General features: G+C 58.9%; 12 protein-coding genes. 4 read left to right on the top strand and 8 right to left on the bottom strand.

Going from position 1 to position 14103, the window contains the following annotated elements; translation table 11 throughout:
- Nucleotides 1-56 precede the first annotated feature (56 nt).
- From HMPREF2681_RS06735 to HMPREF2681_RS06720, 4 genes are all read left to right on the top strand, one after another.
- Nucleotides 57-428: a DUF3054 domain-containing protein gene (locus HMPREF2681_RS06735; RefSeq protein WP_016421636.1), complete on the top strand. Its 372-nt coding sequence runs from the start codon at nucleotides 57-59 to the stop codon at nucleotides 426-428.
- Between the two features lie 87 nt (nucleotides 429-515).
- Nucleotides 516-2042 carry a peptide MFS transporter gene (locus tag HMPREF2681_RS06730; protein ID WP_016421637.1) on the top strand — a complete coding sequence of 509 codons (1527 nt, stop codon included), beginning with the start codon at nucleotides 516-518 and terminating at the stop codon, nucleotides 2040-2042.
- Between the two features lie 238 nt (nucleotides 2043-2280).
- Entirely contained in the window at nucleotides 2281-2550 is a 270-nt protein-coding gene (locus tag HMPREF2681_RS06725; RefSeq protein WP_016421638.1) for an ACT domain-containing protein, read from the top strand.
- 14 nt (nucleotides 2551-2564) lie between these two features.
- Nucleotides 2565-3929 (top strand): PFL family protein, encoded by a 1365-nt coding sequence (locus HMPREF2681_RS06720; RefSeq protein ID WP_049193157.1) that lies wholly within the window; start codon nucleotides 2565-2567, stop codon nucleotides 3927-3929.
- Nucleotides 3930-3947: 18 nt separating this feature from the next.
- Here the strand turns inward: HMPREF2681_RS06720 and HMPREF2681_RS06715 are convergent, their stop codons facing one another.
- The 8 genes from HMPREF2681_RS06715 to HMPREF2681_RS06680 form a co-directional block, all read right to left on the bottom strand.
- Complete coding sequence (locus HMPREF2681_RS06715) at nucleotides 3948-4505, bottom strand: TM2 domain-containing protein (RefSeq protein ID WP_016421640.1); 558 nt, start codon at nucleotides 4503-4505, stop codon at nucleotides 3948-3950.
- Between the two features lie 212 nt (nucleotides 4506-4717).
- Nucleotides 4718-5641: a cutinase family protein gene (locus tag HMPREF2681_RS06710; RefSeq protein ID WP_049193155.1), complete on the bottom strand. Its 924-nt coding sequence runs from the start codon at nucleotides 5639-5641 to the stop codon at nucleotides 4718-4720.
- A gap of 5 nt (nucleotides 5642-5646) precedes the next feature.
- Nucleotides 5647-6135, bottom strand: coding sequence for a DUF732 domain-containing protein (locus HMPREF2681_RS06705; RefSeq protein WP_016421642.1), 489 nt, complete (start codon nucleotides 6133-6135; stop codon nucleotides 5647-5649).
- A gap of 37 nt (nucleotides 6136-6172) precedes the next feature.
- Nucleotides 6173-8284: an alpha/beta hydrolase-fold protein gene (locus HMPREF2681_RS06700; protein WP_070546514.1), complete on the bottom strand. Its 2112-nt coding sequence runs from the start codon at nucleotides 8282-8284 to the stop codon at nucleotides 6173-6175.
- 555 nt (nucleotides 8285-8839) lie between these two features.
- Entirely contained in the window at nucleotides 8840-9883 is a 1044-nt protein-coding gene (locus tag HMPREF2681_RS06695) for an alpha/beta hydrolase (RefSeq protein ID WP_049193152.1), read from the bottom strand.
- Between the two features lie 470 nt (nucleotides 9884-10353).
- Nucleotides 10354-11373 carry a decaprenyl-phosphate phosphoribosyltransferase gene (locus HMPREF2681_RS06690; RefSeq protein ID WP_049193199.1) on the bottom strand — a complete coding sequence of 340 codons (1020 nt, stop codon included), beginning with the start codon at nucleotides 11371-11373 and terminating at the stop codon, nucleotides 10354-10356.
- Nucleotides 11374-11402: 29 nt separating this feature from the next.
- Nucleotides 11403-11993, bottom strand: coding sequence for a phosphatase PAP2 family protein (locus HMPREF2681_RS06685; RefSeq protein WP_049190962.1), 591 nt, complete (start codon nucleotides 11991-11993; stop codon nucleotides 11403-11405).
- Nucleotides 11977-14037, bottom strand: a complete 2061-nt coding sequence (locus tag HMPREF2681_RS06680; RefSeq protein ID WP_070546512.1) for a glycosyltransferase — start codon at nucleotides 14035-14037, stop codon at nucleotides 11977-11979. The genes HMPREF2681_RS06685 and HMPREF2681_RS06680 overlap by 17 nt, the downstream gene beginning before the upstream one ends.
- Nucleotides 14038-14103: the final 66 nt, after the last annotated feature.

Genomic DNA, 14103 nt, shown 5'->3' with positions numbered 1-14103 from the left:
CCTCGCCGCTGGTCGCTGGTCACCCACCAATCTGAGGGGTCGCTAGACTAAGAAGCATGAACACACGCGTATCGACGTTCTTGATTGACATCCTCGCCATCTTTATTTTCGCCGTGTTGGCACGTCTGGCTCACAACACTCCCGAGGATCCTTTTACCTTCATCAATATCCTCGATACCTGGTGGCCGTTCGCATTCGGTGTCCTCCTGGGCACCGCGCTGATTAAGAACGAGCCGAACCCGCGTGCAGTGAGTTCAGGCGCAATTGTGTGGCTCGGCACTGTCGTCGTCGGCCTAGCTGTGTGGGCCACCCGCAATTCGGCAGTCCCGCACTGGTCCTTCATTCTGGTTGCCTCAGTCATGAGCGCCTTGCTGCTGCTGGGTTGGCGAGCAGCGTCGAATGCGGTTGCTCGTAAGTCTCTGGACTAAGCCTTTGGCCCCGTTCCTAACCCTTCGATTTAGTTCACTGACTAAATCTGGTTTTTAATTTTTGCACTCCGCCTCGATAATTGAAGAATGGACAAATCTTCAGACGAGGCTCTCGGCAATCAACCAACTGCTGAGACCCAACGAACTCATAACCCCGCAGGGTCCAGCGAAGACCGCACCTTCATGGGCCAACCGTGGGGTCTCGCCAATCTCTTCGGCATCGAAATGTGGGAGCGCTTCAGCTTCTACGGCATGCAGGCCATCCTGGCTTTCTACATGTACTACGAGACCACTCAGGGCGGTCTCGGCCTGGACAAGGGTGCTGCTACCTCTATCGTCGGTGCTTACGGCGGTCTTGTCTACATGGCCGCACTCGTTGCCTCTCTGGTTGCTGACCGTATCCTTGGCTCGGAGCGGACACTGTTCTACTCCGCCATCCTGGTCATGTTTGGCCACATCTCCTTGGCATTCATCCCCGGCGTGATTGGCCTGGCTATTGGCCTTGTCTCCATCGCAATCGGCTCCGGCGGCGTGAAGACCAACGCACAGGTCGTGCTGGGTCAGCTCTACGCAAAGGACGACCCGCGTCGTGACGCCGGCTTCTCCATCTTCTACATGGGCGTCAATATCGGTGCCCTGTTCGGCCCACTGCTCACCGGCTGGATCTGGGGAATGAAGGGCTTCCACTGGGGCTTCGGCCTGGCCGCTATCGGTATGGCTGCCGGTCTGATTCAGTACATCCTGATGCGCAAGTCCACCATCGCCGAGGCTGGCCATGAGATTCCGAACCCGCTGCCGAAGAAGCAGTACCCGGTATGGATTGGCATCGCAGTGGTCATCACTGTTGTCTCGGTTACGCTGGTTTCCACCGGAATTGTTCCGGTCACGACTCTTTCCACTGTGGTCACAGTGATTGCACTGATCGCCGCTGTGGTGCTGTGGTGGCAGATGTACTCCTCGCCACTTACGACGAAATCGGAGAAGACTCGCCTGGTCGGCTTCATCCCGATGTTCGTCTCAGGCGTGCTGTTCTTCGGTATCTTCCAGCAGCAGTTCACGGTGCTGGCCATCTACTCGGACATCCGCCTCGACCGCGAGATCTTCGGTTGGGAAATGTCCCCGGCCTGGATTAACTCGATCAACCCGATCTTCATCATCGCCTTCTCGATGGTCTTTGCAGCCGCCTGGTCCAAGCTTGGTGACCGCCAGTGGTCCACCCCAGTGAAGTTCGGTGTCGCCAACATCATCATCGGTATCTCGCTGTTCTTCTTCATCCCATTCTCCGGTGGCGGTGAGAACTCCACTCCGCTGTATGCGATTATCTGGATTCTCTTCCTGTTCACCATGGGTGAGCTCATGCTGAGCCCGGTCGGCAACGCCCTTGCTACCAAGGTCGCTCCGGCAGCATTCCCGTCGCGCATGATGGCCGTCTGGCTGATGGCAGTCGCTATGGGTACTTCGCTGGCAGGCACCCTGGCCGGCTTCTACAACTATGAGGATGCCGCTGCTGAGAACACCTTCTTCATCACCCTGGGTATCGCCTCGGTTGTCCTGGGCTTGATTCTGCTCGCCCTGCGCAAGTGGATTGTCAAGGAGTTCGTCGACGTCCGATAGGGCTGGCTCCGTAGGGCTGCCCCTCGCTCTGGCACAGCCCACGCCCACGCCCCTCCCCCTCCTCCCCACTTCACGACACCTATGTCACCTCATGCCGCCTCCACAGATGGCACGAGGTGACATAGGTGTCGTGAAGTGTTTTTTGGGTGGCTCTGAACATGCTTCGCCACAAACTCGCCACCAGCACAACCGCCATCCACAGATTTTCCCCACCTCCCCACCGGCTAAAATTGAGGCCATGTTTGCCATCATTACCGTCACCGGCGAGGATCACACCGGCATCATCGCCGCCGTCACCACTGCTCTGGCGGAGCAGGACGTCAACATCGTCGATGTTTCCCAGACCCTCATGGATAAATGGTTCACCATGATCCTGCGGGTGGAGTTCAACGAGAAGGCCACCCCCATCAGCACGCTGCAGGGTTACATGGATTCCGTCGGCAAGCGGGAGGGGCTTGTCATTCGAATCCAGTCTGAGGCGCTATTCAACGCCGTCAACGAGATTTAAAGGGCGCGACCAGGATGGATTTCAACTTCGCGCAATCTAAGTTCCTCGACACTATTGACATGATCGAGAAGTACCGTCTGGATATCCGGACGGTCACCATGGGCATTTCCCTGCTCGAGTGCTCTCGCTCTGAAATGGAAGCCACCGCACAGGCGGTGTATGACCGCGTAACCAGGCAGGCCGCTCGCCTCGTGGAGGTCTGCGAGGGTATCGAGGCGGAGCTGGGCATTCCGATCGTCAATAAGCGCATCTCCGTCACACCAGTTTCCCTCATCACGGCCGGTTGCGAAGGCGACCCCACCGTGGTGGCCAAGGCACTGGACCGCGCCGCCCGCGATTCTGGCGTGAACTTCCTCGGCGGCTACTCGGCGCTCGTCGAAAAGGGCGCGACGACCAGCGAGAAGCGGCTCATCGACTCCATTCCCCACGCTCTTAGCGAGACCGAATTGGTGTGCAGCTCGGTCAACGTAGCGTCGTCACGCGCGGGCATCAACATGGATGCAGTGCGCCGCATGGGCGAAGTGGTGAAGGAAGCTGCGGCGCAGACCGCCGACCGCAGCTCGATTGCCTGCGCAAAACTGGTGGTTTTCGCCAATGCGGTGGGCGACAACCCCTTCATGGCCGGCGCGTTCCACGGTGTCGGGGAGCCAGATTGTGTCGTTTCTGTCGGCGTTTCGGGTCCGGGTGTGGTCGATCGCGCGCTCGGCGATCTGCATGGCGCCAGCTTTAACGAAGTCGCCGAGGAGATTAAGAAGGCAGCGTTCAAGATCACACGCACGGGTCAGCTGGTCGGCACGATGGCGTCGGAGCGCCTGGGCGTGCCTTTTGGCATCGTGGATCTCTCGCTCGCGCCGACCGCCGAGATGGGCGACTCCGTCGCTCATATTCTCGAGCATATGGGGTTGGAGCAGGTCGGCACGCACGGCACCACTGCCGCGCTGGCACTGCTTAACGACGCCGTGAAGAAAGGCGGCCTGATGGCGTGTTCACGCGTCGGTGGACTGTCCGGGTCGTTCATTCCGGTCTCTGAGGACAAGGGCATGATTGATGCTGTGCGCGCGGGGTCGATCAGCATGGACAAGCTGGAGGCGATGACCTCTATTTGCTCGGTGGGCTTCGACATGATCGCGATTCCCGGCGACACGCCTGCGACCACGATTTCCGGCATGATTGCCGACGAGGCCGCCATCGGTGTGATGAACCACAAGACCACCGCAGCCCGCCTCATTCCGGTGCCGGGTACCAAGCCGGGCGATGAGGTGAACTTCGGTGGTCTGCTCGGCTACGCGCCGGTCATTGATGTCAATGCCAAGGGCAATGCCGAGTTCATTGCCCGCGGCGGCTACATCCCCGCGCCGGTGCACGGCTTCAGGAACTAGCGGATTCGGACGAGGCTCCTACGATTGCAGGCGGCGCCCATTTGCGTCATAGGCGTAGGAGCCGCTACCGACGAGAATCAAAATGAACTCGATAAATGCCCAAATGCTGACGCCGATAATGAGGAAGAAGCCAACCAGGAAGATGGCGGTAATCCAGCCGAATACCGTCAGTGCTAGCTGAATAGCACCACGCGAGTTGTGCCCCAAGTAGAAATTGTGAACACCCAGGGTGCCCAGGAAGAAAGCAAGCAGAGCCGCTGCAATCTTGGACTTATCCGAGACAGGGGAACCTGCCACCCCGTAGCCCTGGTGCGGGTTCGGGCCGCCGAAGCCAGCGGAATACGCCGGCGCCTGCTGGTTTGGGTAACCACTCTGATACGGATTCGAGTACCCGTTGTGGAAATTGTGCTGGCTCGGGTCCTGATAGCCCTGCCCCACGTTCGGCTGCTGCGGTGGGTATGGATCCGAGTACGGCATACCGGAGCTGTAAGCACCCGAGCTGTTAGCGAACTTCCCCTTGGACCTCGGCATACCGTCTTCGTCGAAATCTCCATATGGGTTTGTCGGATTCGTCATTGCACCCTACCTTTTCGCCTAGATTTCCCCGGTCATGAACAGCAGTTCCTTGGGCGATAATAACCGGTTCCGTCAGACTGCTTCCTGCAACTTTGTCAATTTCTTTCGAAATTTTAGCGAAACTGTTGTTTTGGAACATTAAACACCAGTTCTTGAGCAAGATTCTAACAGCAAGTCCCCGTCGGGGGCGTCTCGCACATTTCGAGCTGCCTCTACCGCGCCAGCGATTGCTCAATCAGTTCGCGAGCCCAACCCTCAGTCCAGGCCAGCGGAGTCGTCCCCGGAATTGCCACATCATTCGTGGCGTAGGTCGCGTGCGCACCCGCGCCGGTAATCATCTCCTGCGCTCGTGCAATCGCATCGGCCACTCCCGGAGGCACATCACAGAAGGAGTCCGATGGCACGCAGACATTCTGGACCTTGTCATTAAGAGGACCAAAGCCGTCTCGTGGACCGCGCATCGTCGCGCCCGGAACCACAGCCTGCACAATGCCGCCAAGCGGCTGCAATGACAGCTCGACGCCCACACCAGCCAGCGGAACGCCCTGGTTCACGCCCTGATTGGGGTCACGCCGCGGGTCGCCCAACAGAGCCACGCCCGCAATGCGCTCGGCCGGAACGACACCGCGGCCATTGCCGATGTCAGAGGCCAAATCACCTGCAATAGCGGCACCCTGGGAGAAGCCCATCAGGACGAAGTCCGTCAGTGGACACTGCCCGTGCAAGTCAGCCATTTCCTTAGCGGTGACATCGCGCCCGACTGCCTGCGAATCATCGTAAGTGAGTTGGTCGGGCAGCTGATGCGTCTTGATCTGTGCCGGGTACGGCGTAGTCCAGACCTTGACATCACCCTCCGAGTAGGACCCTGAGATCGAGTTCGTCAGGCCAAGCAGCAGCGAATGCGGGTTCGCGGTCGGGGCCATCGGATCATCGTCAGCACGCGATTCCGCAGTTCCGGGCACGGCGATAACTTCTACCGCCGGGCACCACTCGGGTTGTTCGGCCAGAACCCCGCCATCGTCACCGGGGGTCGGTGGGGTTTGACCGCCTTGGTCGTCGTTAAGCCATTGCACTACGCCGAAGCCAATAGCGGCCACCAGCACAATGACCGCCAGAATTGTCAGCACTTTACGCATGAGTGCTAGCAATACGCCTTTTTAGCGGAGCTTGCAATAGTCTTCGCCACTTCTTCGGCGCTTTCCTGTGAGCGCCCCTGGGCGACCAGCTGCCCGGCAATCGCCAGCGCGATGACTTCACGCTCCTCCTCCGGTGCGTCCGCGCATGCCGCGCGACCTGTGCCGATGAGCTGATCCTCCACCCCATCAACATCGATTCCCGCTTTTTCCAGCGCTCCGAGGTATGAATCGTCCGCCTCGCTGAGCTTCATCTGCCCATCGGGCGCTTCGTCCACGCGCTTAGCTTGGGGATCTGTGATCTCCGGCGCAGACTTTTCGCTCGACTTCGGCGCAGAAGTCTTCGTGCTTGACGACGTCGTGGAGGTCTTCGTAGTCGTCGACGAGGTGACCTCCGAAGATTCCACTGTGGAACTGCCACAGGCGGCCACTCCGAAGGTCAGCAGCGCAACAGCTGTGGTTGTAGCCAGTGTCCGGAAGGACTTGTTCATGGACATTTGTCTATCCCTTATTCAGTGCCCTGCTTTGGTTGGCTTACTTGTCATCACCGTTGTCGGCGGCTGGGGCCGGCGCTTCTGGCTTATTGCGCTCTTCGACAATCTTGCCGTTGAGCTGACGAATCCAGCCACCCTCGAACTGCTGCTCAAGACCGCCGGCCTTGACTGGCTGCAGTGGGCCGACCGGGTAGCCGAACGGGCCATTTTCGTAGCCAGTGCTGCCCCAGTGGTCAGTGATGTCGTTGGAGCGCACCGGCTGTGCACCAGTTTCCGGAGTCCAGTAAATGGCACCGTGTTCGAAGCGCTGGAAAGCGCCGCGGGCGAGCTTGACCTCGTCGCCGTCGACAGGCAGACCCAGATCGGACTCAGCGCCACCGAGCTCCTTGTAGACACGGCCGATTTCACCACGCACGATGCGAGGTTCTTCGCCGCCGATCTTGACGATGGTGCCACCCTGGAAGTCCTGGGCGACACCGCCCGGAATACCGCGGTGGTTGGCGACTGGGTAGCCCAGCGGACCGGTCTCGAAGCCGGCCTTGCCCCAGACGTTCATAATGTCGCCGGTGACTTCGTGGGCTCCGCCTTCCGGAGTCCAGTAAATCGAACCCTTTTCGAAGTGAACGAAGCGTCCCGAGCCATCCGGCGTAGCCAGTTCGTTGGTCACTGGGTAGCCGAGCGGCGAGGACGGACCACCGAGCTCGTTGTAACGCGAACCGATGCGCCCCCAGACCACATGTGCCCCGGAATCCGGGTGCCAGTAGGCGGTACCGCCGGTAAAGTCCTGAGCCACGCCATTCTTGGCGACACCATACTCATCCGACAGGCAGGTGCCAATTCCCGGCAGAGATGCAACGGCCTTCTCAATCTCGCCACCTACGCGGCAGACAGCGCCACGATCGGACTCCGGCAACTGCAGTGCATCGGCCAGCGTTGGCCAGGCCTGACTGACCTCGAATTGCCAGTACGGCCAGGTGTGAGTACCCGAGCTCCGGAAGTTCACAACCGGCTCGACGCCCTTTTCGCGAGCATTTCGGATGAAGGTCTCACTGGTCATGCGGGAAAGCACTTCCAATGCGTAACCGGTCGGATTGTCCGGCTTCGTCGGATCGATCTGCGACGGCACGTCCCACTCACCGGTGTTGCCGTTACCCGCCGAGATGTACAGCGACATGCCCTTGAGCTTGTCGATGTTCAGCTTCGGATCATTGTCCTTCCAACGCTGCGAACCGAGCGGGCCCCACATCTTCGTCGCGTCATAGCCACCGGTGTTCTTCATCGCCAGAGCGATTGCCTGCGGCATGCCGGGCGAAGTCATGTCTAGGTAACCTGAGAGGCTACCGGCAAACTTCCACAGCTCCGGCGAGTGTGCTGCGACGTTGTAAGCACCGGTAGCGCCCATGGAGATACCGATGATGCCGCGTTCATCGTTGCCGCGGAAGCCGTTGGTGATAACCGGCACGAGCTCCTTAGTAATGAAGCTCTCCCACTTGTAGTTCTGACCGTTATCTGGCTGATCCCAGTCAGAGTAGAAGGACGATGTACCGCCGGCGGGCATAACCACCAGGACATTCTTGTCCTCGTAGAAGCGTTCGATATTAGTAGCGCGAATCCAACCGGAGTAGTCATCAAACGATGCCATACCGTCAAGGTGGTAGACGCTCGGGAATGTGCGCTCCTTGTCGCGGTACCAATCGCGCGGCAGCAAAATCTCAACCTGAATTGGCTTCTCCGGCATGGCAGCCGAGCGAATGTGCGCAATGACGTGGTGATCTGTGTACCACTCGACTTTGTCTACGCTGACTCCGCTGGGCAGGTTCGCCACTGCGGGAGTATCGACTTTAAATGGCGTACGCTCCGGCCCCGGCATCGGCTTCGGCATGCCCAGGCCAGGTAGCTGCGCACCAGCAGCTTGCGCTGCTTCAGCGGCCTTAGCAAGGTCTCCCAGGTCTCCAGATTGAGCTAACTGCCCCTGAACGGCCTGAAGTTCCTCGTAGCTGGGCAGACCTGGCTGAGCTGGCTCGGGAGCCGCCACTGCAGCAGGGGCACCGAGAGCGAGAGTCAACGGTAGTGCCAAAAGTGCGGTCAACGCCCGCGATGACTTCCGGCTGTTGCCGAGGCCACCACGGAGGAATCTAGCGGTTACGCGCATAAGAGGGCTTCCCTTTACAAAGTCGCTGGTTGAAATTATTTGAGACATTGAGTGTTGCACCGGCGCCGATTAGGCACCTGCAGATAGCATCACGCGGCGCTAGAGCTATGCGTTTACCGTTCCGCTTCTCAGAATTACGTGGTGACCAGCAACGTATCCGAAGGTTCCCCTCCTCCGGCGTGCCGCTGCAAGAAGAATCTCACACACGTTCTGCGAAACAAACGGTATAGCTACCTGAATAGCTTCACCCTTTACTTTAAGGTTCGACTCTCATGTTTACCCTCTTACGGGTAAAAACCGTGGAGACACACGCAAAAGGAACTGAATTCAAGCTTTGACAGGGCAACTCTTTGCGCCCCTCTAAGCCGTTACCCACACCTTCCGCTCAGCATCCAAACCCGGACTTGACACAGAAAAAAGACCAATCCCAACAAAAGGATTGGTCTTTTTTCAAAATTGAGACTTCTTAAGAAGCTAGCCCCTTTACGCAGTTATCCAGCACCAGAGCTAGGTCAGCACACGAGGGCACCAGAGCGCTCTGAAACAAATACCGACTTAAAGGCCCAGCGCCCGAAGAATGTGCGGGCGAGCAAGCGCGGCATCACGGCCCCACAGCTCCCACGAGTGGATACCGTTCGGGCTGTAGACAAACTGCGCATTGAGGCCGGCAGCGCGAGCATCCTGCTCAAAGCGCTGCGTCGAAGCGCGGGATACGGACTCCATCACGGCACGCCAGACGGTGTCAGGGAGCTGCGGCACCGGACGGTTCAAAACCTCCGGATCACTCCACAGGCTCTGAACACCCTGGGCGGAGGAAACATACATCGGCAGCCCCTTGAGCTGGTCGAGCAGCATCGAAGGGTCATGGGCCTGGCGTTCCGCCGAAGCCGGAACCGGAAGACCCCACATGCCAGTCGGATTCACTACACCAGTGCTAGCCACCATTGCAGTGGTACCCGTAGCAACTACCTCGTTCGACATCTGGTAGTAACCGGACAGCGAAGTAACATGCTTGAACTGGTCACGGTGGCGGGCTGCCAAAGAAACCGCCGCAGCCGCACCCATGGACAAACCAGCGATTGCGTTGCGGTTCGGGTTGACACCAAACTCACGCTGCAGATAGACCGGCAGCTCCTGAGTCAGGAAGGTCTCCCACTTCTGGATCTTCGGACCCTCAGCAGTCACAGCCGGGGTATTCCAGTCGGTGTAGAAGGAGCCATCGCCAGCAGCCGGCGCAACCAGAGTGATGTTGTCATTGGCGAAGGTCTGAGCAATGTGACCCGACCAAATCCAACCGGACGCGCCCTTATTAAAGCCCCACAGACCGTCGAGCATGTACAGGGACGCATCGCCGCCACCAGTAGCCGCCTTAATCTGAACCGGAATATTGCGGTTCATAGCCGGCGAGAAGACCTGGCAGTACTGAACCCACCAGTTGTATGGATCCCACTCACAGCCTGGACGCAGTCGATCACGGTTTGGATCAGCACTCGCATCCTTCGCGGATGCGAGCATGATGCCACCAAACACCATTGCAACAGCCACAAGGGCAGCTACGACCTTCACCGTGAAGTTACGACTCACTGCAGTAAAGCTCATCGTTCTCCTCTTTACTTTCGGACTTACCTCCGCGCCAGACTTCTCGGAGGCAGTCGCTTGCGCGAGCTTTCGCTTTTCTGCTTCCAGTTGTGACGCGACAACTGGAGACCCCACAAAAGAATCTCGAGTATGTAACGATACTCAATCGTTTCCCTACATCCAAGTTTAAATCGTAATCATTCCGTAATATTTCTCACATTTCCCCTCAAAACTATCCACCACAAGGAGAAACAATGTTTACCAGCATGGAATTACAAAATTGTAATTCCGCCCCGACTAATCCGTAGGACTGACTGAGAAACCTAAAACACGCCTACAAGAACCCCAAACACAACGTAAGTATTAGCTAGGCACAAAAAAGCCCATGCACCCCTCGGTGCATGGGCTTTCAGCTACCAACCGAACCCGACTAGAACCCGACGAGAACCCGACGGAAATCGCAGTTCGCTTAAAGGGATAAGAACTGGGAACTACCCCAGAGTCGGGACAGCGTAGACAGCGATGGCAATGGACAGCAGCCACAGGACGGCCAGTGCCTGCAGCGGTCGGTCCTTGAGCGCAATCTCATCCGGGCTTCCCGCATCACCACGGTCAACGTCGGCGGCGAAGCGCAGGATGGCCACAGTGAATGGAACCATCGAGATCTCGTACCAAATAGCCGAAGTCGATGAAGTGCCCGGCGCGCGGCCCATCTCAAAGCCCCACAGCGCGTAGCTCAGCACCACGGCGGTCGCAGCGAGGGTCCACACAAAGCGCAGGTAAGTCGCGGTGTAACCCTGCAACGACTTTCGAATCTTCTTACCCGTGCGCTCTGCCAACAGCAGCTCAGCGTAACGCTTACCGGCTGCCATGAACAGCGAACCAAAGGCGGCAACCAGCAAGAACCACTGGGACAGGTTGATGTTGGCAGCAACACCGCCGGCCATTGCACGCAGCATGAAACCCGAGGACACCAGCGCAATATCAATCACCGGCTGGTGCTTCAGGCCAAAGCAGTAACCGAGCTGCAGTGCAATGTATACAGCCACAACAATTGCTAGCCCCGGCCCCTCAGAGGCAAACCAGGACACCGCAATCGAACCAATAATCAGTGCGACCGCCATAATGTACGCCATGCTCACCGGCAGTACGCCAGCGGCAATTGGGCGGAAGCGCTTGGTTGGGTGCGCCCGGTCAGCTTCAACATCGCGGGCATCATTAATCAGGTAAATCGACGATGCGGCCAAACAGAAGGCCACAAACGCCACCAGGATGTCGACGGTCAGCGTACCGATCGAACGTCCCGAGTCCATGATCTCGTTGCCGGCTGCCAGTGGAGCCGCAATGACCAGGACATTCTTCACCCACTGCTTCGGGCGAAGCGCCTTGATCATGCCGTCCAACAGATTCTTCGGCGGATGCCCCTGCGGGTGCGCAGGCTCATCGATACCGGAAGTGTGCGGCTCGGACCCAATCCTTGATTGAGAAGCTTGCCGCTGGTTGGCCGACACATTGGCCAAGTTGTCGTTCTCCGCCTGTGTCACTGTGCATTCCTTTCCGCAATGGAGGGCTGTCCACCCTGGTTATGCTGCGCCTTTTTCGGCTCGATGACCTTATCACCTATCTTGTCCACCGCAAGAGCAGTGGCTGTACCCAGCGCTGCTCCGAGAGCGACATCGGTTGGGTAATGAACTCCCAGCACCAGGCGGGAGAGCATAATCGCCGGCACGCCCACGGCCGGTGCTGCCGGGTAACCCAACTTTGCAATCCCCACCAGCGCCGCCGTCGTCGACGTCGCGTGCGAGGACGGGAAACTCAGCTTGCTTGGCGTACCAACGCCGATTGCTATACGACGGTCATGGGGACGCGGGCGACGGACAATGCGCTTAAGCACCACCGATGCCGCATGCGAGGTAAAGGCGGCCACACCGACCTTTGCCCAGCTAATGCGTCGCTCCTTATCCACCGCCGCCCCGAGGGCAGCGAGCCCCATCCACCCAAGGGCGTGCTCACCGAAATAGCTCATGGCACGCGCGGTGGGCAGCACACCCGGAACGTCGTTAAGCGTGTGCTGAATATTAACGAGAACGTCGGACTCGCCGAACGGATCGCCTTTAATTTTCGAAGACATTCGCCCAGGCCTTCCTACTGGTCAAATCGTCATAGGCTGCGCGGTAGCGTGCCTGCATTTGCTCGAACCGCTCCTCAACCTGCTTTTGCAGCTCCCAGGATTCTTCCAGCAGAGCCTTGGCCTTGTCGCGGTCACGTTGGCGATACACCACGCCACGGCCGTCAGCGGTGGTGACCGTTGCGCCATCCAGACGCGACAGGGAGAACCAACGAGCCTCCAGCGGCGCCAGGTTTGCCTGCGGCACCGCATGGTGCTCGGAGTTTTCCGGGCGCACGCTGTGAAGCAAGCCCTTGGCCAGCCAACCGACCTTCTTCAGCTTGCCCAGACGACCACCGACATCCTTTGTCGGAATCCCCGGAATACCGGAGGGCTTTGGCAGATCGCCTGCACTCGGCAGCACAACCGCGTCGGGGAAGCTCTTGCGCAGGGCATTGATGCGCGGCAGCGAGGACTCGAGAATGTCGAATAAACGCTCGGGACCTGCCAGGAAGTCCTTCATGGCTTCGTTCTGGATGGCAACAGTGGAGTACTCCAGGCACAGAAGGTGCTTGAAAGTGGCCTTGCGCATGGAACGCACGATACCGGCAGCATCGCCCTCGTGCTGAAGGGCCGCGACAATCAAGCGGTTGCGCAGGTGGAAGTACGCCTGCCAATCAATCGCATCATCCTTGTCCGACCAGGCCATATGCCAAATTGCGACGCCCGGCCACGTAGCCGTCGGAAAGCCTGCCTTGCCTGCGCGCAAACCGTATTCGGCATCGTCCCACTTAATAAACAGTGGCAGCGGCTGACCGATTGCCTCAGCGGCGACGCGCGGAATCAGGCACATCCACCAGCCGTTGAACTCAACATCGATGCGACGGTGAAGATCCTTCGAATCGACAACCTCACCGGTTGCGTTAGTGCCGTGCTCCCCGCGATCGCGCAGTGGGTGCGCATAAAAGTCGTGGTCATAGTGGACGTGCGGAGCGGAAGTCCACATGAAGTCATGGCGGCCGATGACTTCACCCATCGAGTGCAAGTGGCTGCGCTCCTGCAGGTTCAGCATCTGACCGCCGACCAGCATCGGGGACTTCGCGAACCGGCCGACAGCGACCGCACGCAGAATGGAATCCGGTTCGATGGCGATGTCGTCATCCATGTAGAGAATGAACGGGCTATCGGTCGCACGCTTCGAATCCGAATCCGGACCGCCCAGGGCCTCATACATAATGCGGGAGTACCCGCCAGAACCACCGAGATTTCCCTGCGGGAAAATACGCAGGCGGTCACCAAAGTGCTCGGCGACAGCATCAAAGCCCGGCTCGTCTGCCGGGTGCTTGGTGCCCTGGTCAGGCATCAAAACAGCATCGATGATGGCATCGACCTCAGGATCCGAGGACAGCGCCTCAAGAGCAGCAACTGCGTCGGTCGGGCGATTGAACGTCGGGATACCGATAGTGACGCGCCCCTCCGGCGCCGGATGCTCCGTGCCGTCCGGGTACGTCTGGCTCGGCGCCTCGATATCGGAGTACCAACCTGCGGAGTGGATTACCACGTCCGTCTCACAGGTGAGGTCAAACCAAATCCAGCCGCCGTCTTCAAACTGCGTCAGCGGTACTGGGATTTCGCAGACGTGCACATCCTTGCCGTCCACCTTGGCTTCCGCGCCTTCAGCCGCCGCACCCAGATCACCGACAACTTCGCCGGTCACGGCGATGCGCGCACCGTCAATCTTCGAACGGTAGATGTCTACGCGCGCAGTACCGGACAGCTCCAGGCGCAGGACAACATTGTCCAGATTCGTCCACCGGCGCCAGTAGCTGGCCGGAAAAGCATTGAAGTAGGTTTCAAAACTAACTTCATCACCCGCCGGAACAGTGGCTGACGTGCGCGAATGCGCTTGCACACGACCGGCATTAGTCTCCGGCTCAACCAAGTAGAGCGAGCGGACATCACGGGGCTCACCCAACTTTGGCAGCAAAACCCGCTGCAGGCGTTCAACGGCAAGGCTTGACGACGTTGTCGGGGTATGTGTCCGCTTTTGTTCAGGCTGTGATGCCATGAGACGTATCAACCACTTTCCGAAAGGTCTACCGGGGGTGTTGCCGCCGATAAGTTACCGACGTTT

Source organism: Corynebacterium sp. HMSC064H12, assembly GCF_001809925.1.
In the GTDB taxonomy this organism is placed as follows: Bacteria; Actinomycetota; Actinomycetes; order Mycobacteriales; family Mycobacteriaceae; genus Corynebacterium; species Corynebacterium jeikeium_D.
The sequence above is the reverse complement of the archived record's forward strand: the minus strand, read 5'-3'. Positions and strand labels throughout refer to the sequence as shown.

Excerpts from the sequence above, each read along its gene's own strand:
- HMPREF2681_RS06735 (WP_016421636.1), top strand. The coding sequence starts at position 57 with ATGAACACACGCGTATCGACGTTCTTGATTGACATCCTCGCCATCTTT.
- HMPREF2681_RS06730 (WP_016421637.1), top strand. The coding sequence starts at position 516 with ATGGACAAATCTTCAGACGAGGCTCTCGGCAATCAACCAACTGCTGAG.
- HMPREF2681_RS06725 (WP_016421638.1), top strand. The coding sequence starts at position 2,281 with ATGTTTGCCATCATTACCGTCACCGGCGAGGATCACACCGGCATCATC.
- HMPREF2681_RS06720 (WP_049193157.1), top strand. The coding sequence starts at position 2,565 with ATGGATTTCAACTTCGCGCAATCTAAGTTCCTCGACACTATTGACATG.
- HMPREF2681_RS06715 (WP_016421640.1), bottom strand. The coding sequence starts at position 4,505 with ATGACGAATCCGACAAACCCATATGGAGATTTCGACGAAGACGGTATG.
- HMPREF2681_RS06710 (WP_049193155.1), bottom strand. The coding sequence starts at position 5,641 with ATGCGTAAAGTGCTGACAATTCTGGCGGTCATTGTGCTGGTGGCCGCT.
- HMPREF2681_RS06705 (WP_016421642.1), bottom strand. The coding sequence starts at position 6,135 with ATGTCCATGAACAAGTCCTTCCGGACACTGGCTACAACCACAGCTGTT.
- HMPREF2681_RS06700 (WP_070546514.1), bottom strand. The coding sequence starts at position 8,284 with ATGCGCGTAACCGCTAGATTCCTCCGTGGTGGCCTCGGCAACAGCCGG.
- HMPREF2681_RS06695 (WP_049193152.1), bottom strand. The coding sequence starts at position 9,883 with ATGAGCTTTACTGCAGTGAGTCGTAACTTCACGGTGAAGGTCGTAGCT.
- HMPREF2681_RS06685 (WP_049190962.1), bottom strand. The coding sequence starts at position 11,993 with ATGTCTTCGAAAATTAAAGGCGATCCGTTCGGCGAGTCCGACGTTCTC.
- HMPREF2681_RS06680 (WP_070546512.1), bottom strand. The coding sequence starts at position 14,037 with ATGGCATCACAGCCTGAACAAAAGCGGACACATACCCCGACAACGTCG.